10 protein-coding genes are annotated in these 23,222 nt (G+C 51.7%); 5 read left to right on the top strand and 5 right to left on the bottom strand.

Annotation, left to right across the window (positions count from 1 at the left end; translation table 11 throughout):
* Nucleotides 1-105 precede the first annotated feature (105 nt).
* The 5 genes from NM96_13020 to NM96_13000 all read right to left on the bottom strand — a co-directional run bounded on the left by NM96_13020 (nucleotide 106) and on the right by NM96_13000 (nucleotide 16,591).
* Entirely contained in the window at nucleotides 106-13,893 is a 13,788-nt protein-coding gene (locus NM96_13020; GenBank protein AVR80108.1) for a hypothetical protein, read from the bottom strand.
* 474 nt (nucleotides 13,894-14,367) lie between these two features.
* Complete coding sequence (locus tag NM96_13015; protein AVR80107.1) at nucleotides 14,368-14,571, bottom strand: hypothetical protein; 204 nt, start codon at nucleotides 14,569-14,571, stop codon at nucleotides 14,368-14,370.
* Between the two features lie 65 nt (nucleotides 14,572-14,636).
* Nucleotides 14,637-15,257, bottom strand: a complete 621-nt coding sequence (locus NM96_13010) for a hypothetical protein (protein ID AVR80106.1) — start codon at nucleotides 15,255-15,257, stop codon at nucleotides 14,637-14,639.
* A 168-nt stretch (nucleotides 15,258-15,425) separates the two neighbouring features.
* Nucleotides 15,426-15,704: a hypothetical protein gene (locus tag NM96_13005; protein AVR80105.1), complete on the bottom strand. Its 279-nt coding sequence runs from the start codon at nucleotides 15,702-15,704 to the stop codon at nucleotides 15,426-15,428.
* Nucleotides 15,701-16,591 (bottom strand): LysR family transcriptional regulator, encoded by an 891-nt coding sequence (locus NM96_13000; protein ID AVR80104.1) that lies wholly within the window; start codon nucleotides 16,589-16,591, stop codon nucleotides 15,701-15,703. The genes NM96_13005 and NM96_13000 overlap by 4 nt, the downstream gene beginning before the upstream one ends.
* A 120-nt stretch (nucleotides 16,592-16,711) precedes the next feature.
* Here NM96_13000 and NM96_12995 point away from each other — a divergent pair, with 120 nt between their 5' ends.
* The 5 genes from NM96_12995 to NM96_12975 all read left to right on the top strand — a co-directional run bounded on the left by NM96_12995 (nucleotide 16,712) and on the right by NM96_12975 (nucleotide 23,218).
* On the top strand, nucleotides 16,712-17,368 hold the full coding sequence (locus NM96_12995) for a histidine kinase (GenBank protein ID AVR80103.1): 657 nt from the start codon (nucleotides 16,712-16,714) through the stop codon (nucleotides 17,366-17,368).
* A 425-nt stretch (nucleotides 17,369-17,793) separates the two neighbouring features.
* Nucleotides 17,794-19,101 (top strand): nucleotide sugar dehydrogenase, encoded by a 1,308-nt coding sequence (locus NM96_12990; protein ID AVR80102.1) that lies wholly within the window; start codon nucleotides 17,794-17,796, stop codon nucleotides 19,099-19,101.
* A gap of 164 nt (nucleotides 19,102-19,265) precedes the next feature.
* Nucleotides 19,266-20,684 carry a hypothetical protein gene (locus NM96_12985; GenBank protein ID AVR80101.1) on the top strand — a complete coding sequence of 473 codons (1,419 nt, stop codon included), beginning with the start codon at nucleotides 19,266-19,268 and terminating at the stop codon, nucleotides 20,682-20,684.
* Nucleotides 20,685-20,853: 169 nt separating this feature from the next.
* Nucleotides 20,854-22,131: a hypothetical protein gene (locus NM96_12980; GenBank protein AVR80100.1), complete on the top strand. Its 1,278-nt coding sequence runs from the start codon at nucleotides 20,854-20,856 to the stop codon at nucleotides 22,129-22,131.
* 13 nt (nucleotides 22,132-22,144) lie between these two features.
* Nucleotides 22,145-23,218 carry a hypothetical protein gene (locus tag NM96_12975; protein ID AVR80099.1) on the top strand — a complete coding sequence of 358 codons (1,074 nt, stop codon included), beginning with the start codon at nucleotides 22,145-22,147 and terminating at the stop codon, nucleotides 23,216-23,218.
* Nucleotides 23,219-23,222 lie beyond the last annotated feature (4 nt).

Here is a 23,222-nt window from a genome sequence, read left to right as displayed (position 1 = left end):
CAAATAAAACCAATTTATCCCTCATACAAGATATAAAAAGGTCGTCTGAAACCCTGTTTTGGATTTCAGACGACCTTTGCTTTTCTTCAGCTAAGAGCCGTTAGCTTACCACTGGTACAACGCACCTGCCCCGACACCGACGTGGCCGTCTGTGTTGGCAGAGAAGTTGCCTTTAACAACCCAGTTACCGCCGTCGCTCATCGCAGACACGCCGATTGCCATGGCGGATTGACCACCGTAGTAGCCGCTACCCACGCCGATACCGGTTGCACCCGGACGGGTTACTTGCGGAATCGAGCCTTGTGCAATCGCACCTGCCACGCCTGCATAGGCTTTTTTGCCGACGCGTTCGATGTTGTTTTGCAGGGCGTTACCCACGCCGGCGAGCTGGTTCAGGTTGACTGCATCGGTACCTTCTTTCGCCGGAGCGACGTTGGTGATGCGTTGTCCGCCGTTGTTCAGACCGATCGGGCTGAGGCTGACAGTATTCGCCGGATTATGGGCGGTCGGTGCAGCGATGCTGACACCTTGCGCGTTAACGGTTACACCGCCTGCGGTTACGCTGGCTACGTCGAGTTTATCGGCAGTAGCAACGTTGTACACGGTCTGTCCGCTGTTGCCGGTCGTTTGGTTAACGACGACATTCTTACCTGCGGTAACTTCGGTTTTCGCCGCTGTCGCTTGTGTCGCTACGTTAGCAATCGCCTGGTTGGTGTAATACAACTGGCTGCCGTTGATCGCATCGGTCGAATCCGCAGATACCACACCTGCCGCCACGCCTTGAACCTGACGGGTCTCGTCCGTGCCGTTGCCGACGGTGACGACACCGGCGACTTTGTTCGCGGCGGCAGCCGAACCTGCTTTGCCTGCCACGGCTTTGTCGTTCAGGCCGCCGTAGGTGTAGGCTTCGCCTTTGGCCGCATCAGCCGTATGGATGCCTTGGGTTTGGGCGCGGTCGCCGAGGTAGACGGAGTCGTTAACCGTGGCTTTGATGTTGCTGCCCAGTGCGTAGGCGTTGTCGGCGGATACGTTGTTGTTGTTACCGATGGAGTAAGAACTGTTGCCACTTACTACGGTCGGGTCACCGATGGCGCCGGAGTTTTTGCCGCTGACGATGTTGCCGGTACCGATGGCGATGGTGTTCTCGGCGTTGGCTTTGGCGCCTTTACCGATGGCGATGGCGTTGGTGCCTTTGGAGGCGGCTTGGAAGCCGACCGCCGTGGCGTAGGCGCCGCTCGCGCTGGAGTCTTCGCTGTTGCGTGCCTGTACGTCGGGGTTCACTTCGCCGTCGTTGGTATGGAAGAACTTGATGCCTTGTTCGTTCATACGGCCTACGGCTTCGATGACGTTGTTGGTCACGTACATGCCTTGGTCTTCGACGTTGTAGGTCACGAGGCTGTAACCGTTGGACTGGGCAATCTTGGTCTCGTTCGTGACGTTGGTCACGTTCGGATTGTTGCTGTTGTCCACCAGGGTAATGTTTTTGATATTACCCAAGCCTGCTTTGCCGTCTGCTTCGACTGACGGCGGTGCGGTGTTGACGTTGCCGCCGTTGCTGCCGATCAGTTCGTAAACCTGGTGCAGTTGTCCGCCGTTGACGGCATCAGTGCTGCCTGCGGCGACGGTGCCTGCGGCGACGCCGGTCACTTTCTTACCGCCTGCGTTGATGCCCTCGGCAGTGATGTTGACATCGCCTGCTTTCAGACCGTCTTTGCCCAACACCACTTTGTCGCCGACGTTGACGCCGCTGTTGTTCACAACCGTATCGCCTGCTTTGACGCTGTCGACTTTCAGGTCTTTGTTGAGGCCGACCTGAATGCCGTTCGCGCCTGCGGTGGTGGTGATGTTGACATCGCCTTTAACAGCGACGGTATCACCCAGTTTGTTGGCAACGGTCGTACCGCTGTCGCCTGCGAAGCTGATGCCTTTGTTGTCTACTGCGTCTTTCGCCGCTACGCCTTTGGCGATGTCGGCTTTGACGGCTTTAGACAGGTCAACCGCGTAGTCGGTTACGTTGTTGGCGTCTTTGTTGCCTTTGGTCACGACGATATTGTCGGAACCTGCGGAAACGCTCGCGCCGTCTGCGTTCACGGTGTAAACGGTTTGACCGTTCGCACCTTGTTTGCTGCTCACGCTGGCGATGTTGGTACCGGCTTCGACTTCTGTCTTAGCAGCAGCGGTCAGACGGTTCAACTGTCCAACATTTACTGCATCAGTATCTTTCTTGCCTTCAGCAACGTTACTGATGGCTTTGTTGCCTGCATTGATACCGTGGGCAGTGATGTTGACATCGCCTGCTTTCAGACCGTCTTTGCCCAGAGCCACTTTATCGCCGACTTTGACGCCGTCGTTGTTCACAACGGTATCGCCTGCGGTGAAGCTGTCGGCTTTCAGGTTAGGTGCGGTTGCCACGGTGTAAGTGGTACTGCCGTCGGCGTTTTGTTTAGGCGTAACAACGATGTTGTCGTTGCCGCTGTCCACTTTAGACGTGGCTTTCGCTGCGGCTGCTTTGAGCTGTGCAACGTTCACTGCGTCGGTGTCGGCTTCACCTGCGGCTACGTTGGCAATCTTGTTGCCGCCGTTGTTCAGACCGTCTTTGGTCAGGCTGACAGGTTTGCCTGCTTTGCCGTTGCCCACAGTCAGTCCGTTGTCGGTCAGAACGCTATCGCCAACAGTTACTTTGTCGAAGGAGACGTCGTCTGAAGTCGCTACGGTGATGTTCTTACCGTTGCGGCTGACTTTGACGTTTTTACCTTCTTTGAAGGTTACGGTGTCGCCTGCGCCGATTTTTTCAGACGAGGTTTCGTCGTTGGCGTTCAGGTTCCAGCCTTTGTCGGCAGTTTCTTTGACTGCGGCAATGGCGTCATGGACGTTGTCTTTGCCTGTACCGCCGATGTCGGTGGTGGTCACGTTGCCTTTGTTGTTGGCCGCGTTACCGCCGAGGATTTTCGCCAGGTTGGCTTGGGCTGCGTTCAACTGCTCTTCGCTTGCGGCTTGGCCTTTAGTGGCAAAGTCCGCACCGCCCAGGGTGGTGTTGCTCAGACCGGAAATCAGACCGGCGGTACCGTCGATTACGAGCGGTTTGTTGCCGTTGCCTGCTTTGCCGACGGTAATCTTGTCGGCCAGCGAGAAGCCGATGCCGTTTTCGTCGGCGCGGGTCAGGATGTTACCGTCGCCTTTGACGCTCAGGCTGTCACCCAGTTTCTTCGCACCGGTCGTGCCGTTGTCGGCGGCAAAGGTCAGACCTTTGTTGTCCACCGCGTCTTTTGCCGCGACGCCTTTGGCGATGTCGGCTTTGGCTTCGTCAGTCAAATCCAGCGCGTAATCGGTAACACCGTCGGCGTCTTTTGCACCTTCGCTGACTTTAACCGCACCGCCCGCCGCTTGGCTGAGGGTGGTCTTGTCGGCGTTAACCGTGTACTCGGTGTTGTTGCCGTCCACTTTTTCGCTGACGGTAACGTTCTTACCGGCAACGACGGTGGTGGTTTTTTCAGTGGCAGCGAGTTGTTCGTTCAGCTGGGCGACGTTGACGGCGTCAGTGTCGTCCGTACCTTTGGCTACGTTGGCAATCTTGTTGCCGCCGTTGTTCAGACCGGCAGTAGTCAGAGACACTTGGCTTGGCGAACCGTCCGCACCGATCTTCAGACCTTCGGTAGTCAAGACGCTGTTGCCTGCGATAACACTTTCGGCAACTACGCTGGTAGCTTCTACTGAATCAGCTTTGACATGAGCAAACTCAACGTCGTCTTCAGTCTCAACCGTCAGATCTTTGCCGCTGCGTTTCACTCGGATGTTCTTACCTTGTTTCACGGTCACGGTGTCGCCCGCAGCGATTTTCTCGCTGTCGGTCTCGTCGTTCGCTTTCAAGTTCCAGCCTTTGTCAGCAGTTTCTTTAACTGCGGCAATGGCTTCGTGGACGTTGTCTTTACCTGTACCACCAATGTTGTTGGTCGTTACGTTGCCGTTGTTGTTGGCTGCGTTGCCGCCCAAGATGGTTGCCAGGTTCACTTGGGTAGCATCCAGCTGCGCTTCGGTCGCTGCTTTGTTCGATCCTGCCAATGGGGCGCTGCCCAAGGTGGTGTTGGTCAGTCCGCTGACAATGCCTTCTTTACCGTCAATCACTACCGGTTTACCGCCGTTCGCTGCGTCTTTGCCGATGGTGACTTTCTCGGCCAGGCTGAAGTCGATCGCTTTGCCTGTACCGCTTGTGGTAACGATGTTCTTGTCTTTGCTTGTGTAGGTAACGGTATCGCCCAAGTTCACTTTTTCAGACGACCCGTTGTCCGCAACGATGTTCAGACCTTTGCTGACTTCTTCGCCTACTTTATCCAAAGCGTCTTGAACCGTGCCTACGGCTTCATGTTTCGTACCGTCTGCTTTAGTTACAGTAAAGACAGGAGCTTCAATCGCACCAGTAATCGGGTTGATGCTGCTATTCAACGCTTTGGCAATCGGGTTCAGCTGGCTGACGTTAACCGCATCAGTGTCTGCCACACCTTTGGCTACGTTGGCGATTTTGTTGCCGCCATTGTTCAGACCGGAAGTAGTCAGAGACACTTGGCTCGGAGAGCCGTCTGCACCAATCTTCAGACCGTCGGTAGTCAATACGCTGTTGCCTGCGATAACGCTTTCGGCAACCACGCTGGTAGCTTCTACTGAATCAGCTTTGACATGAGCAAACTCAACGTCGTCTTCAGTCTCAACCGTCAGATCTTTGCCGCTGCGTTTCACTCGGATGTTCTTACCTTGTTTCACGGTCACGGTGTCGCCCGCAGCGATTTTCTCGCTGTCGGTCTCGTCGTTCGCTTTCAAGTTCCAGCCTTTGTCAGCAGTTTCTTTAACTGCGGCAATGGCTTCGTGGACGTTGTCTTTACCTGTACCACCAATGTTGTTGGTCGTTACGTTGCCGTTGTTGTTGGCTGCGTTGCCGCCCAAGATGGTTGCCAGGTTCACTTGGGTAGCATCCAGCTGCGCTTCGGTCGCTGCTTTGTTCGATCCTGCCAATGGGGCGCTGCCCAAGGTGGTGTTGGTCAGTCCGCTGACAATGCCTTCTTTACCGTCAATCACTACCGGTTTACCGCCGTTCGCTGCGTCTTTGCCGATGGTGACTTTCTCGGCCAGGCTGAAGTCGATCGCTTTGCCTGTACCGCTTGTGGTAACGATGTTCTTGTCTTTGCTTGTGTAGGTAACGGTATCGCCCAAGTTCACTTTTTCAGACGACCCGTTGTCCGCAACGATGTTCAGACCTTTGCTGACTTCTTCGCCTACTTTATCCAAAGCGTCTTGAACCGTGCCTACGGCTTCATGTTTCGTACCGTCTGCTTTAGTTACAGTAAAGACAGGAGCTTCAATCGCACCAGTAATCGGGTTGATGCTGCTATTCAACGCTTTGGCAATCGGGTTCAGCTGGCTGACGTTAACCGCATCAGTGTCTGCCACACCTTTGGCTACGTTGGCGATTTTGTTGCCGCCATTGTTCAGACCGGAAGTAGTCAGAGACACTTGGCTCGGAGAGCCGTCTGCACCAATCTTCAGACCGTCGGTAGTCAATACGCTGTTGCCTGCGATAACGCTTTCGGCAACCACGCTGGTAGCTTCTACTGAATCAGCTTTGACATGAGCAAACTCAACGTCGTCTTCAGTCTCAACCGTCAGATCTTTGCCGCTGCGTTTCACTCGGATGTTCTTACCTTGTTTCACGGTCACGGTGTCGCCCGCAGCGATTTTCTCGCTGTCGGTCTCGTCGTTCGCTTTCAAGTTCCAGCCTTTGTCAGCAGTTTCTTTAACTGCGGCAATGGCTTCGTGGACGTTGTCTTTACCTGTACCACCAATGTTGTTGGTCGTTACGTTGCCGTTGTTGTTGGCTGCGTTGCCGCCCAAGATGGTTGCCAGGTTCACTTGGGTAGCATCCAGCTGCGCTTCGGTCGCTGCTTTGTTCGATCCTGCCAATGGGGCGCTGCCCAAGGTGGTGTTGGTCAGTCCGCTGACAATGCCTTCTTTACCGTCAATCACTACCGGTTTACCGCCGTTCGCTGCGTCTTTGCCGATGGTGACTTTCTCGGCCAGGCTGAAGTCGATCGCTTTGCCTGTACCGCTTGTGGTAACGATGTTCTTGTCTTTGCTTGTGTAGGTAACGGTATCGCCCAAGTTGACTTTTTCAGACGACCCGTTGTCCGCAATGATGTTCAGACCTTTGTTCAACTCTTTACCAACCTCGTTCAATGCGTCTTGAACGGTGTGTACAGGGGTACCCGCCGTACCGTCGGCATGATTGACGGTAAAGTTGGGCTCTGCGATAGAACCATCCGCACCAACAGTCGTATTCAGCGCTGTTGCCAACGGTTTGATTTGGCTGACATTCACTCCGTCGGTGTCTTCCGTACCTTTGGCTACGTTGGCAATCTTGTTGCCGCCGTTGTTCAGACCGGACTTGGTCAGGGATACGGGATTGGCTCCATTGGCAATGGTCAGACCGTCAGTCGTCAGTACGCTGTCGCCTGCGGTAACTTTAGGCGTGGTCAGTCCGGTAGTGGTCAGTTCGCTGTTGCCGACTGTCACTTTGTTGAATGCAACGTCGTCTTCAGTCTCAACCGTCAGCTCTTTACCGCTGCGTTTCACTCGGATGTTCTTACCTTGTTTCACGGTCACGGTGTCGCCCGCAGCGATTTTCTCGCTGTCGGTCTCTTCGTTTGCTTTCAGGTTCCAGCCTTTCTCGGCAGTTTCTTTAACTGACTTGATCGCGTCGTGAACGTTGTTTGCTCCAGTGTCACCAATGTTGTTGGTCGTTACGTTGCCGTTGTTGTTGGCTGCGTTGCCGCCCAAGATGGTTGCCAGGTTCACTTGGGTAGCATCCAGCTGGGCTTCGGTCGCGGCTTTGTTCGATCCGGCCAATGGGGCAGCACCCAATGTGGTGTTGCTCAGTCCGCTCACTGTGCCGGTCGTACCGTCAATGCTGACAGGTTTGCCACTGTCTTGGCCGATTTTAACGGTGTCGGCAAGTTTCAGTTGTACGCCGCCTTCAACGGTGTCGCTGACAATGTTGCTGTCGCCTTTGATGTTGACAGTGTCGCCCAGTGCGTATTTGTTGCTGCCTTCTGTACCGCCAACGTTGATGCCTTTGGCGATATTTTCGGCATTGGTGTTGGCTTTCTGATCAACTTTGTACAGTTGCGCTCCATTAACAGCATCGGTGCTGTCAGCCGCAAGTGTGCCTTCGGCAACTTTGGTGATTTTGTTACCGCCGTTGTTCAGACCGTTTTTAGTCAGGGATACGGAAGAGCCTGCCGTACCGTTGGAGATGGTCAAACCGCTTCCGTTCAACTCGCTGTCGCCTGCGGTTACTTTAGGCGTATTCAACCCTGCACCTGTCAACTCGCTGCCACCGACGGTAACTTTGTCAAAGGCCACTTCATTCGAAGTCGCTACGGTGATGTTTTTGCCGTCGCGGGTTACTTTGATGTTTTTGCCGTCTTTGAACGTTACCGTTTCGCCTGCTGCTACTTTTTCGGCAGTATCGCCGTTGGCTTGCAGATTCCAGCCTTTTTCAGCGGTTTCTTTGACGGATTTAATCGCATCGCTGACGGTAGTCTTGCCTGTTTCGCCGATGTCGGTAACCGTTACCGTACCGTTTTGGTTGGTTGAACCTGTACCCAAAACATTTGCCAGATTGGTCTGCGCGGCATTTATCTGCTCTTCAGTCGCGGCTTGGCCTTTGGCTGCAAAGTTTGTACCGCCCAAGGTTTTGTTGGTCAGTCCGCTTACCGTGCCGTTCGTACCATCGATAGTAACAGGATTGCCATCTGCCGCGTTTTTGCCGACGGTGACGGTATTGGCAAGGCTGAAATCGATTTCGTTGCTGCCTACAGTCGTAACGATATTTTTATCTTTGCTCGTGTAGGTAACGGTTTCGCCCAAATTGACTTTGTCTGCATTGCCGTTGTCTGCGGCAATGGTCAGGCCTTTATTCAACTCGTCGCTGACTTTATTCAAAGCATCTTGAACGGTATGTACAGCCGTGCCTGCCGTACCGTCAGCTTGTTTGACGGTAAAGCTCGGCTGTCCGACCGTACCGTCCGCACCGACGGTCGTGTTCAATGCGGCTGCAAGCGGTTTGATTTGCTCGACATTTGCCGCGTCGGTGTCTGCCGCACCTTTGGCTACTTTGGTGATCTTGTTGTTGCCGTTATCCAGACCGTTTTTAGTCAGGGAGACAGGGGCGTTTGCCGCACCGTTGGAGATGGTCAATCCGTTATCCTCCAGTACGCTATTGCCCGCAGTTACTTTAGGTGTAACCAATCCTGCAGTCGTCAGCGTGCTGTCGCCTGCTTTCAAGGTAGTGGCAGTTACGCTGGTCACCGTAATATCGTCATTCAGCTTGACGGTAACGTTGTCGTTGTCGGCGGAAGTGGTGATGTTATTGCCGCCTTTGATGCCGACGCGCTCACCCAGTTTTTTGCTTGAGGTCGAAGTGTTGCCGTCCGCATCAAAAGTCAGACCTTTGTCCGCCAACTCTTTAAGCTGTCCATAATTCACAGCATCATCTGCATTTTCACCTTTGGCAACTTTGGTGATTTTGTTGCCGCCGTTGTTCAAGCCGGACTTGGTCAGGGATACAGGATTGTCACCATTGGTAATTTTCAATCCATCACCGTTTAATACATTGTCGCCTGCGGTAACTTGCGGCGTGGTCAGTCCGGCTGTAGTCAGAACACTATTACCCGCTTTGAGTTTGTCGGCATTGACGGTTTGGACGGTGATTTCGTCTTTCAATTTGACTTTAATGCCGTCTGCTCCAGCTTCAGTAACGACGTTTTGGTCGTCGCCTTTAAGGTTGACGGTTTCACCCAGTTTGGCGGCATCGGTTGTTCCGTTGTTACCCGCAAATGCAACACCCTTGCTGTCAACAGCAGTTTTCGCATCCACACCTTTTTGAATCTCGGATTTGGCGGCATCTGTAAGGTCAAGTTCGTAGTTGGTGGTTTTGGTTTGGTTGCTGTTTATCACTTCAGTCGGGTTCAATGCCAACTTACCACCGTCAGCTTTTACGCTCACAGTAGTTTTATCGGCATGAACCGTATAAAGTGTCTCATTACCGGTAACTTGAGAAGCAACATGGGTATTGTCGCCTGCTGCTACGATGCTGGTTTTTTCGCTGTCGGCAACGGCTTTATTAATGGCATTGGCAACATCAGTTGCGGTAGCAAATGCATCGCCGGATGTTCCGGCATTTACCGTACCGCCAGTACCCGCTTTCAAGGTAGATTTATTGACATTGAACGCAATACCGTCAGCTTTGTTTTCAGCAGTCGTACCTGTACCGTCAACGAAGTTCAGCTTGGAATTAGCTTGATTCAGCGTCTTAGCATCTGTACCGTTGACGTGTACGCCGATGTTTTGCAATGCGCTGTCGGCTTTTTTCAAGGATTCTTTGGTTTTGTCTGACAAATCCAAACTGTAGGTAGTGACATTGGTGGTTGTATCTTCAGACGACCCCAGAGTCAGACCGTTGTCTGCGCCCGAGGCGGAAACAACTGTGCCTTTGGCATTGACGGTGTAAATCGCCTGACCGTCCGTACCTTCGGTTTTCTTCACTTCGGCAACGTTTGTACCTTTTTGAACCTCGGTTTTCGCGGCTTTAACTTGTTTGTAGCTTGCTGCGTCGGTATCTACTGCGCCGTCGGCAATGTTGGTAACTTTATTGCCACCGTTGTTCAGACCGTCTTTGGTCAGGGAAACAGGATTAGCACCGTTAGTAATGTTCAGACCGTTGCTGCCCAATACGCTGTCACCAACAGTTACTTTGTTGAACGCTACATCGTCCGCAGTCTCAATAGTCAGCTCTTTGCTGCTGCGTTTCACACGGATATTCTTACCTTGTTTCACAGTCACGGTGTCGTCGGGAGCAATTTTTTCGCTGCCGGCTTCTTCATTGACTTTGAGCTTCCAACCTTTTTCGGCAGTCTCTTTCACTGAATTGATCGCGTCGTGGATGTTGCCTGCACCGGTATTACCAATGTTGCTCATGGTAATACTGCCGTCTTCAGCCAACTTTGCATTACCACCCAATACGTCTTTAACGGTTTTGGCAGTATTACCCAAAACGTTTTGTACCGCGTACAGCTGGCTGCCGTTGATGGCATCGGTAGAAGTGTTAGAGATTTCGCCCGGGGCAACGTTTTTCAATTGGCGTTCGTAGTTTTTAGAACCAAAGGATACTTGGTCGCCTGGATTAACACTGTTGCCGCCTGCAAAACCTGAGTATTTCAGATTATTGACAGTAGCTTCGTTGACACTAGTTGCACCGGTTGTAGTCGTACTGCCCGCACCGATTGCCACAGAGTTGCCTTTTGTGGCTTTCGCGCCCATACCGAATGCGGCAGAGGCGACGCCTTCAGCGATCGTACCCGTACCAAAGGCTGTGGATAATTCGCCTATTGCCTGTGATTTAGTACCAATGGCTACCGCAGCTTCGCTTGAAGTCGTATGAGTATAACTGCCGGTTTCCATCACATCGCCGGTATAGTCTTGATAAACTTGTTTAACCGTTTTACCCATACCGGCCACAGTTTTCACTGCAACGGTATCCCAGTCGTCTGCACCGATGGCGATAGAAGAATTGCCTTTTGCATCTACATTGTTACCGATGGCAGTAGATTGATCACCCCATGCATTGGCATATGCACCGATAGCAACAGTTTGATTGGTATCTTGATTGGATGCGGACATTGCCGGATTGGTTGCAGAAGCGTGATAGCCGATAACGACAGAGCGTGAATTATTGGATTTCGCTTCTTCACCGATAACGATGGAGCTGTATTTCATGGCTTGGGCTTTGTTACCGATAGCGATGGCTGCGGCCTGTGCAGCATTGCTTTCACTGCCGATGGCAACGCCGTGTTCATGTGCATAAGCTTTCTGACCGACAGAAACTGCATTCTGACCGTTGCTCACACTCTCCAAACCAATTGCAATGGCACGCTCACCATTGGAATTCGCACTATTGCCGAACGCCAGAGAATTTACCTTCCATGCATTGCTTTGCTTGCCCAAAGCGATTGCCGACTCCCCTGATGCATTGGCGTTTGAGCCAACAGCTAATGCATCATCCGCATGAGCTTTCGCCTGAACACCTGTTGCGACGGAATTGGTACCTGTCGCCTGGGCACTAGAACCAAAGGCGATTGCCTTAATCGCTGTTGCTTTCGCTTCATCGCCCAATGCAACGGTATATCCGGCAGATGCGACAGTATTCCTACCTAAAGCCATTGCTTGGTTTTGCGAAGCATTTGCGTTGTTACCAAATGCAATAGTATTTTGACCCGTCGCTTTGGATTCATTGCCAAGGGCGACTGCATTATCATTTGTAGCTTGCGCGTTTCTACCTGCCGCCAAAGAGTTTTGGCCGAATGCATTAGCGTAATAACCAAACGCTGACGCACCCGATTTAGTCGCCTGGGCATACGGACCGACAGCAGAAGAAGAATCGTCTGTAGCATTTGCTCCGTCGCCGATCGCTACACTGGATTTGCCCGAGGCTTTGGAATTTTGACCGCCTGCAAAAGAATTCTGACCGAAGGCATTTGCAGCCTGACCGACCGCGGTCGCGTTCGTACCGCTGGCTTTACTTGCAGCACCCACAGCGACCGAGCCTTCGCCCGTGGTCGTACCGTTGACATTGGCAACAGAGCCTGTGGCTGCTTCGACGGAAGCCTTGTTACCGATTACCACCGCATTTTTCGCCGCCGCTTTGGTTTCGCTACCGACTGCGATGGCAGATTCAGCCGATGCCTGCGCCTTCAGACCTACCGCAGTTGTACCATTGGCAGTCGCAGAAGCATCTACGCCTGCAGCAAGCGCGTTGTCGCCTGTCGCACCGTCGTTGTTGTAGTTGCCTTTAGTTTGATCTTCGTTTTTGACGCTGTAAAAATGGGTTTGCGACGTACCGGTCAGCTTACCGTCAACAACCTTGATGGTTTTGTCGTCCACCTTAACGTCGTATTTGATTTTAGTATTGCCGTTTGCTTCGGTATCAACGGTAACGGTAGTTACATTGCCGTCGGCAAATTGCACGCTTTCTCCGGGCGTAACAATGCCCTTCGCCGTGCCTGCATTATCTTTGACGGCAAAGCCTTGGTTGACGTAAGTATTGAGATTGGTCAACGCATCAGCGACGTTCTTAGCAGGAGTTGCATTGAATTTGGCTGTACCATTACCTACCGTATTCGGTGTGTCACTACCTTTAAGCACGTCATAAGTCGGCAAGGTTACGAAAGAACCCTGATTGTTTGTCGGATCATTGCTGACAGCCGCACCACCTCCCAATGCATTGGCAACCGATTTGGCAATATTACCTGCCCCTACATGAAGTGCGTAAAGCTGGCTGCCGTTTATCGCATCGGTGGAAGTTGAGGTAATCGCGCCCGGCGCAACATGCTTGAGCTGACGTTCATAACCTGCCGAACCGAAAGAAACCTGCGAGCCGGTAGTGATATGTTCTGTTCCCGCAAAACCTCTGTAAGTGACACCATTAACTGTTGCTTCAGTCACAGCCGTTGCATCGGTACGTGTATGCGAACCCGCACCAATTGCGACGGATTTATTCTGACTGGCGGTTGCACCTACACCAAATGCCGCCGCACCCACGCCAGATGCGGACGTGCCTGAACCAAAAGCAGTTGATAACGTACCCTCAGCGAGTGCGGCTACACCAATAGCGACGGCGGCATCGCCGGCAGTTGTCCCTTTGAATGGATTTTTATAAGCCTCACCTTGTGCCTTCATTTCCACGCCGGTCAACTCTTGGTATACCTGATGGACCAGTTTATTTCCTGCTGCTGCAACTTGTTTGGTCCGTACGATATTCCAATCATCGCCACCGATAGCAATAGATGAATCCCCGGTTGCGCGAGTATTGTTACCAATAGAAGTGGATTGCGTACCCGAGGCAATGGCATCTGGACCAATAGCAACCGCTTGAGTCGCACCTATTGCTTTTGCAGTCCAACCGATAGCAAGACTTTGTTTTGTGGTTGCTTGCGCCAAGTTTGCACCTTCAGACTTACCAATGGCGATAGAATCCTCTCCTGTTGCCTGTACACCGTAGCCGATGGCAATAGCTCTTCCGTCATCCGTCTGAGTTTTCCCATCTGTACGTGGTGGCTTCACGCCTGAGGCAATCGTATTTACACCAATAGCAATCGAACCCTGTTTTGTTGCTTGTGCACCTTTACCAATAGCAACAGCTTCCACCCCCGTTGCTTGCGTATTTGCACCAACAGCGACCGTACTGATTTCCTTCGCTTGTGCTTCCGTACCCACAGCAATTGCATTGTTACCACGCACTGTTAAGTTACTACCCACACCGATGGCACCATTACCTTGAACACCTTGATTCGTCATTCTGGTCGAATCATTGTTACCAATCGCAATAGCACCTACTCCATTAACAGTAGTATCCGCACCAATCCCTATCGCCTTCGTTCCATCCGCACGGAGATTGACACCGATGGCAATAGCATTATTACCGTTAGAAATTGTTGTATGAGTCGAATTTGGACCAATTGCCAAACCACCATTGATTTTAGCTTGAGCATTATGACCGATAGACATGGAACCTGTTCCGTTTGCGGAAGTCGATCCTGTACCAATAGCAAGCACTGCTCCGCCCGCTACCGATCCTTCCGGAATAGTAGCCCAAGCCCCTTCGGAAAGTCCCAATAATGCCGCGCTCAACGCCGTCAGCCTAAATAAGGTTTTCAGACGACCTTCCTCTGAGGCGCGCACATCCCCTTCAGCACCTTCGCTGCTTGATTTGACACGTCCCTTCGCCAATTCGGAAGTAACGACGAAAGAGCCGATGGTACGGTTCCATACAACTTTGAAAATCTTATTCATAACAATCTCTCTTGGTTGGATTTATTAAAAAATATCAGATTGAATTCAAGCATATACAATCAAAACAAGACGTACTCCCCGCACTGTCCCGCCGCCAAATCTTCTTCTTCAGGCACACGCGGATTTTATGAGACAGGCATTCATTCATTTTGTTTATATATTATTGAAAATCAACCAGGTTGACGTTAATTGTCACTTAAGTACAATTTTTAGAACATATCTATATCGGTAGATATAGTATAGAAACTTCATCAAATTGCCGCTTATGCAAAATAAGCTCCGATAATCTTTAAGTTTCTCTTATTTTTTAACGCATATTTACTTTTATAAGTGGAATTATGTCTAAACCCTGCAATTCTCATGCCAAACTCTCATATTGCATTTATGGATATGTCGTTTAAGACGATATTTATATTTGAATGAAAATATAGAAAAAAATTTGAGACGCTGTTGCAACGGTATTGATTTGTAGAATTAATCCTTCGTCCTGCGCTTACCGCCTTCTATCGCAAGGAAAGAAATTGGCAGCAAGGGTGTGCGCCGGCCTGAGGAAATACAACTTCCCTTCCCCCCGCCAACTGCATTCGCGGGCATAGCCCAAGCTACATTCCGGTCTTTCAAACCCTCGACGACAGGCATGAGGAAAAACAATGCAAAAAGGTCGTCTGAAATATCCATAGCGGGTTTCGCTACTTTTCAGACGACCTTTTGAAGGTGGATTGCAATAAAGCTATAAAAAAGAATCAACGCCCCATTTCGTTCTGCATGGCGCGGATGCTTGCCTGCCTGTCGCTGACATCACGGGTCAGGCGGTTGATTTTTGCCTGATCCCCCTGACGGCGGGCGGCAGCAAGTTGGGATTGGGCGCGGGCGAGTGCGGCCTGCTCGTTGCGGACTTCTTTTTGAAGGATTTGCTTACGCGACATTTGGGGCTTCGCAGGTGCGGATACAACGGGCGCAGGAAGGATTTTGGCTTTGCGGTTCATCTCTGCGGCACGCGCTTTGACGGCTTTGGTATCCGGCTGGTTGCGCAGTTTCACATCCAGGCGGGGATTGGCGGCTTCTGCGGTGTTGGTTACGCTGCTTACTGCCGGACGCGGAAGGATTTTAATGTCGTCGATTTCGGGAGCTGCCTGACCGATGGCTTCTTTTAGGTTGACCGTTTCGGGAACAGCGCTGTCGGCTTCTTCGCTGCTGACGGTCGCGCTGCCGTCAACATGGGACATGGTACATTCGGCACCGGTTTTCTGGTTGGTAAAGACAATGCCGTTTGCGGTTTTGCAGATATAGGTAACGGGATTTGCGGATACGGCTGAGCTGCTGAGGCAGAGCGCAGCCGCAAGGATATAGGGTATCGGTTTCATGGCGGCCTCAAGATTTGCGGGAAGCGGGCATTATACTATGCTGCCGGTTAGAGAATTTCAACTTATCTTTCAAGAATGTTAAATTCAGCGATTTACAGAAAATAGGGGTCGTCTGAATTCTGTTTTTCAGCCGACCTTTTTTCCATATGCCTTCGGATAAAATTCGCACTACCGCTCAGAGGAGGCATTTCCTGCCGCCGCTTCCCACAACTCCCTCTTCTTCCCTGCCGTCAGTTTTTTGATGGCGATTTCCCGTTTCAGCGCCTCGCTTTTGGAGAGGTCGTCTGAAACGATACGCATCGCCGTCGGTTTGTTCAGCCGCGTGTATTTCGCGCCTTTGCCGGCGAGGTGGGCGGCGAACCGCTCTTGCGGGCGGTTGCTGATGCCGCAGTAAAGCGCACCGTTTTCGCACAAAATCAGGTAAACGCACCAATTTTCCGCGCTCATGCGTCTGCTTCCTTGGAGAAACTTTCCGTGAAGATACGGACGGCGGCTTCGGTTTTGGCGGACTGGACGCGGTAAGGCGTAACCAAATAGAGGCTGACCGGCGGCAGCGTCCATTCGGGCAAAACGGTTTTCAGACAACCTTGGGCGATTTTTTCCCGAACTTCGCCGCCCACTTGCAAAGACAAACCGAAACCGCTTTCGGTCAGGCTGCACACGGCGGCCAAATGCGTGCAGGCAATGCTGTCGGCGATGTCGAGAAAATAGCTTTCGCCGCCGTGTTGCAAGGTCGTGCGCACGGGCAGGAAGTGCAGCCAGCGGTGGGCGTGAAGCTGCGAGGGATGGGTGATGGGCGGATGGCGGTCGAGGTAATCGGGTGCGGCGCAAATGGTGTACGGCCAGGTAACGAGATGGCGCGCGACCAGATTGGGATCGTCCAAAGCGCGGTCGCCGCCGCGTATGGCGATGTCGGTCTGATTGTGTTGCAGGTCGTCCAAAGTATCGCTGAAATTGAGGACGGGTCGGATTTTGGGAAACTCGGTTTGCAATCGTGAAAACGCCGTCTGAAAAGCGTGGGAACTAATGACGCTGGACGTTAGGGAGATACGCAATTCGCCGACAGGTTCGGTTTTCAGATTGTCGATAACGGTACGCGTATCGGCGAGGGTAGCGGCGAGGCGGCGGCAGTATTCGCCCAAAGCGCGGCCGGCATCGGTCGGCGCAAGGCTGCGCGTGCTGCGGTTTAACAGCTTGATGCCGTGCAGGGTTTCGAGGCGGTTGATGTGCTGGCTGACGGCAGACGGGGTCATGCCCAGTGCGGCAGCGGCGGCGTTCATGCTGCCGTGTTCGAGGACGGCGGCGAAAACGAGTAGGGGTTTGATGTCTTGCATTCTATTTCTATTATTTAGTTCAACTTCACAATCATAACAGCAAAACAGGGATTATCAAGCGTTTCAGACGACCTTACAATGCGTTCACCTAATTAATCACATCTCAACAAGGAGTCAAACATGAAAATCGCAGTCATCGGTGCAACAGGTTATGTCGGCAACGCAGTGGTTCAAGAATTGGCAGGTCGCGGTCATGAAGTGACCGCTTTCGCGCGCAATACTGATAAAGTGTTCCAGGCGCAAAATGTTGCCGCCGTCTCCGCAGACGTGAACGCGGCAGATTTTGCCGACAAGCTGGCAGGCTTTGACGCCGTGGTCAGCGCGTTCAATCCCGGCTGGACTAATCCCAATATCGGCGCGGATTTTACACGCGGCGCAAACAGCATCGTCGAAGCGGCAAAAACGGCGCAAGTGCCGTATCTCTTAATCGTTGGCGGCGCAGGCAGCCTGTATGTTGCACCTGATTTGCAAGTTGTCGATACGCCCGACTTCCCCAAAGCCATTTACGACGGCGCCAATGCCGCACGCCATTTATTGACCGCACTCCTGCCGCGCCGAGATGTGAACTGGTCTTTCGTTTCCCCTCCGGCACGACTGGGCGCGGACGGCGGGTTCAGCGAAGACAAAACCGGCAAATACCGCTTGGGCAAAGACGATTTGCTGATGGACGGTGAAATTCCGGCAGGCATCAGCGTGGCGGATTTGGCAGTCGCCATCGCCGACGACGCGGAAAACAAAACGCATTTGTTTGAACGCTTTACCGTTGCCGCCGCTTAACCGCCGTCTAGGGCAAAGGTCGTCTGAAAACCTTGGAAATCAGGTTTTCAGACGACCTTTTTAATTTTAGACCGTGCCTTATGAAATCCTTAAGCTTGGTTAATTTACGAAAATATTTTGGAATCCATCACCTATCACTCATTTGTATTTACGATGCAAATTTTTATAACTAGAGAAATAATACACATTAAAAACAACAAGATTTATTGCATTGCGTCATTATTGTTTTATAATATATGCATATTTTACACATGCCATCGTATTTACCTATGCCATATTTTGCATGAAGCGTAAAACTTTTTTTTCCTCTTTTACTCTAAACTTGCGAACAGCTCTACCTCTTTACCTGCCCGCCTCCCACAGGCAGGCACGACGCGAATCCAATAAGGTCGCGTCTATTTGTTTTCCATCACATGAGACCTATCATGAAAAATACCACCATTCAGAAATTTGCAGATAAAACCGCCAAAATCGGTATCGTCGGCTTGGGCTACGTCGGCCTGCCTCTGATGCTCCGTTATGTGGACATCGGTTATCAGGTTTTGGGCTTCGACATCGACAAAACCAAAGTCGACAAACTCAACAACGGCGAGACCTACATCGAGCATATTCCTGCCGAGAAAATCGCCGCCGCTTCAAACAGCCTGTTTGAAGCCACCACCGACTTCTCCCGCATCGGCGAAGTGGAAGCCGTGATTTTGTGCGTACCGACTCCGTTGAACAAATACCGCGAGCCGGATATGAGCTTTGTTATCGACACTACCGACGCGGTGAAACCTTACCTTCGCGCCGGTCAAGTGCTGTCTTTGGAATCCACCACCTACCCCGGCACGACCGAAGAAGAATTGCTGCCGCGTGTTGAAGAAGGCGGCTTGAAAGTCGGTAAAGACGTGTTCTTGGTGTACTCTCCGGAACGCGAAGACCCGGGCAACCCGAATTTTGAAACCCGTACCATCCCGAAAGTCATCGGCGGTCATACCCCTGCTTGTTTGGAAGTCGGTATCGCGCTGTACCAGCCTGCCATCGACAAAGTCGTACCGGTAAGCTCCACCAAAGCCGCCGAGCTGACCAAGCTTCTGGAAAACATCCACCGCGCCGTGAACATCGGCTTGGTGAACGAGATGAAAATCGTCGCCGACAAAATGGATGTCGATATTCACGAAGTCATCGCCGCCGCGGCAACCAAACCGTTCGGCTTCGTCGCCTACTATCCCGGTCCGGGCTTGGGCGGTCACTGCATCCCCATCGACCCGTTCTACCTGACTTGGAAAGCGCGCGAATACGGCGTGAACACCCGCTTCATCGAGTTGGCAGGCGAAGTGAACTCCCACATGCCCGACTACGTCATCAGCAAAGTGGGCCTGGCTTTGAACGAACACAACCGTTCCATCAAAGACAGCAAAATCTTGGTTTTGGGTATCGCCTACAAGAAAAACGTGGACGACATGCGCGAAAGTCCGTCTGTGGAAGTGATGGACCGCCTGCACAAATTGGGTGCAAACATTTCCTACTCTGACCCGCACGTGCTTGAATTCCCATACATCCCCGGCCACCACTACTTCGACCTGAAGAGCGAGCCGCTGACGCCGGAAACCATAGCGAAATACGACTGCGTGGTGCTGACGACCGACCATGACAAGTTTGACTACGACATGATTGCCGAACACGCCAAACTGATTGTCGATACGCGTGGCAAGTTCCCTGCGAAAAACCCGAAAGTCGTGAAAGCGTAACACCTTTGATGATTGAGGCGGACTGCTTGCCGACAGCTCTCGGCAGGCAGTCGGCTTTCTTAGACCGTTTGTTTTCAGACGACCTAAGAAAGCCCTTATTTATATGATGCTGCTGCGTTTTCAGGTCGTCTGAAAATCTTGGCGGCAACAAACCCCACCTATTTATGAATATAAGAAAAATACTCGGTTATGCCTTAGGCCCGATAGGCAGCGCGGCTTTCGGCATCCTCTCGCTTCCGCTGATTTCATGGTACTACCCTGCGGAAGACATCGGCCGTATCGTCTTACTGCAAACCATCTCCGGTCTGGCCATCCTGATTTTGGGGCTGGGTTTGGATCAGGCGTATATCCGCGAATATTACGCCGCTAAAGATAAAGCGTCCCTGTTTAAATCCATCAGCCTGTCGCCGTTCGTTTTGACGACTGTCGTGATTTTGGCGGTGCTTGTATGGAATACGGCTTGGCCGGCAGATTTGATTTTTGATTTGCCAGATAAAACCTTGGGCTTGCTGTTTTTAATTTTCCTGCTGACCTGCCTGTTTGCGCGGTTTCTCTCCCTAATACTGAGGATGCAGGAAAAAGCCGTCGCCTTTTCTCTCAGCCAGCTGACACCGAAATTCCTGATTTTGGCGTTGGTTTTGTTATTCGTTTTCAGCGGTGTCGAAACTGATACCGTCAGTCTTGTCCTTGCCTACACCGTGGCGCAAGTATTGACTGTCGCCGTTTTGACATACCAAACCAGACATGAACTGCGCGCTGCTGCGCGCGCTCCTTGGTCGTCTGAAACCCATCATGCAAGCCTGCGCTACGGTTTGCCCTTGGCATTCGGGAATTTGGCTTATTGGGGATTGACCTCAATCGATCGTTTTGCGCTCAAACAGTGGGCGGGTTTGAATGAGCTTGGCATTTACTCGATGGCGGTCAGCTTCGGCGCGGTTGCCCTGATTTTTCAAAGCGTATTCTCAACCATTTGGGCGCCTTTGGTGTTCAAATGGGTGGAAGACAAAACCCATTTGGATAAAATCGGCGGCATCACCCTTTCGATGACCGAATTAATCAGTGCGATGATTTGTTTTATCGGCATTTTCTCGCCCGTCGTTACTTGGATATTGCCCGACAAATACGCTCCGGTACAGTTTTTGCTGCTCTCATGCATGTTGTATCCGCTGTTTTATACGCTTACGGAAGTCAGCGGTATCGGATTGAACGTTGTCAAACGAACTTGGTTAATTACAGCAGTCAACATTGTCGCTTTTGCCATCAATTTCAGTCTGCTGTCGCTACTGGTTCCCCATTTGGGGGCGCGTGGTGCAGCCATAGCGAGCGCAATATCGTTTTGGGTGTTTTGCATCATCAAAACCGAATTTTCATCTAGGGTGTGGCGTCCTCTGCCGCGGCTGAAAATTTATACCAATACCGCTTTGAGCGTACTGCTTTGCCTGAGCTACACCTATTTCGGCACAAAGGAAAATTATCCGTTGTTCGCCTTGCTTTGGCTGGCAGGACTCTCCTATCTGATATGGCGTCGCAAGTCGTCCCTTATTTCGGCAGCAGCTGCTGTCAAGAGTCGTCTGAAAAGATAATCCGAAGGAAGCGGCAGTTTTCAGACGGACACAAAACCATCGGAACTGAAACTTTTCGACCGATATACCGCCCAATACATTACCGACGCATTCAGTCGGATTCTGCGGTCAGACAAATTGTTTCTGCATATAATAATATTTCCGAAACCGTCCCACCTCAGGAAACAAAGTGAAACTCAAAACACAGACTTTATACATTACGCTGATATACACGATTTCAACCGCCTATATGCTGGGGCCGATGCTGTCGTACAAAGCCGGTATTCCGCGTATCGACAACCCCCTGACCATCCTGCTGCTGCCTACCGCCCTACTGATTTTTGCGTTAGAGTCCAAACGGTTCAACGGCAAAGCAGGCAGGATGTTGGCAGCGCTTGCCATCATGTGCGGTTGGGGCGGCATCCATCTGTTTATTACCACGCTGGATTCGGTCAGGATTATGGATACGTTTTTCTTCCTGTCCCTACCCAGCCTGTTTTATCTGCTGTACCTGGTATTGAGCCGACATGAAAATCCGATGGCGTTTATCCGCCACCTGCTGCTTTTTTTCTGCGCATTTATCATCATCCCGCCCGCTGTGGAGATTTTGACCGGCATCCAATTCGTTCAAGCAGATGAAGTATTGGCCATTGATGCGGGGATTATTAAGGGTTTCTTCTTTAACCCTAACAACTTAGGCACGACCGCCCTCTGTTTTGCGCCTGCCGTTTTAGTATTTTTCAATATTGATGTCAGTAAAAAAGAATACTTGCTCGGCTTGATACTTTTTTTATGTTTGGGCGTAGTCATTTTTGCCAGCGCGTCGCGTACCGCTACCCTGTGTTACATCATTTTGTTTATCCTGAACTTGATTTACCGTAACAACGGGCTGTTTACGCTGATGACCATAGGTGTTACAGGCGCAGGATTGTCGATGATTCCGAAACAGTACATTGCCGATTTCCTGCTCTCCCTGCACGGTAATGCCTTTTTGGAAAATATTTCCTCACGCCTGTATTTGTTCCTGTTTGATTTGGAAAGCGACAATTCGGTCGGCTACCGTCAGGAAATCTATAACTATTTCTGGGAACATCCGCCATTCCTGCTGTTGGGCTATGGTCCGAAAAAATTCCAAGAATATTTCGGCGGCCACTTGAGCGACAGCCTGGCGTTTGAAAACCCGCACAGCTTCCTTATCGAGCTATACCTCGGTTTCGGTCTGATTTCGCTGACGGCTTTTTTGTTCTATGCCGCATACTATTTCTTCTGCGTCGCCGCAGGCAGGAATATGAAAAGCAAGCAGCGCGTCATTGGGTTGGCAGCAATGGGATTGTTCCTTTTGGCAGGTTTTATCCCGTCCACCATTTTTCGTATGCCCTTCATCTGGCTGCCCTGCTTTTTGATTTTCCTATACAGCGTCCTGCCGCAACGCGATACGGCGTATAACGCGTACCGATACACCCCTTGATAGAAAACACGATATGAAAAAAATTGTTTTGACTACTTCCATGTCCGGCCTCGGCGGCACTGAAAACGCGACCTTCCGCTTAGGACGGTTGCTCAGGCAGCGCGGCCACGAGGTTGTCCTTGCCTCTTCCGATGGCCCGCTCATCAAAGAAGCCCAAGCCTTGGGCATCCAATGGCGTCCTATTGATTTTTATCAGGGCGGCATCTTGGGCTACATCAAGGGCATGTTCGCCTACATGAAGATGTTGAAACAGGAAAAACCCGACATCGTCCACTGCCAAATGGCGCGCATCGTTCCCGCCTGTGCCATCGCGGCGAAAATCTCTTCGCCGAAAACCAAAGTGTTCTACCATGCGCGCGGTTTGGATGCCGAAACTTATCCGAAAATCGCCAAACTTTTCGACAAACTGGGCGTATACATCATCGGCAACTGCAGACACGAACAGGAAAAACTCATCCGCCACGGCTTCCCCGCCAACCGCATCACTTACACCTACAACGCCCTGCACAAAGCCGATTACGTTCCTGAAAAAACCGCCAAAGACTACGTCATGCTCGGTACGCTGTCGCGCTTGGACACCGTCCGCGCCGTGCATGTGATGTTGGACATCTTTAAGAAAATGGTCGACCGCGATATGCCCGTACGCCTGAACGTAGCGGGCATAGGCGAAGAGATGGACAATCTGAAAGCGCAAGCGAAGCGTCTGGGCATAGACGATAAAGTCAACTTCCTCGGCGGCGTACGCGATTTGACCGGCTATTTCAAAGACGTGGATATTTTGGTGAACACGCCGCACTGTATCGGCGACCACGGCGCAGGTGTCGGCAACAACATCCTTGAAGCCGGCCTCTACGACACGCCCGTCGTGACCTACAACATGGGCGGCATTTCCGAAATGGTCATTACCGGCGAAACCGGATACTGTTTCCCCTTCGGCGAAGACGAAGCCTTTATCGAAGCCGTCGATCAACTCATCAAGCAGCCCGAGTTACGCGAAAAGATGGGCAAAGCCCTGCATAAACACGTTGAGACCTTGTGTTCCGATGATGAAATCTATCGCACCACAATGGCCGCTTACGATATGTGAGGTC

Source organism: Neisseria mucosa, from assembly GCA_003028315.1.
Taxonomy (GTDB): Bacteria; Pseudomonadota; Gammaproteobacteria; order Burkholderiales; family Neisseriaceae; genus Neisseria; species Neisseria mucosa.
Note: the sequence above shows the minus strand (reverse complement) of the source record. Positions and strands in the feature narration are given on the sequence as shown.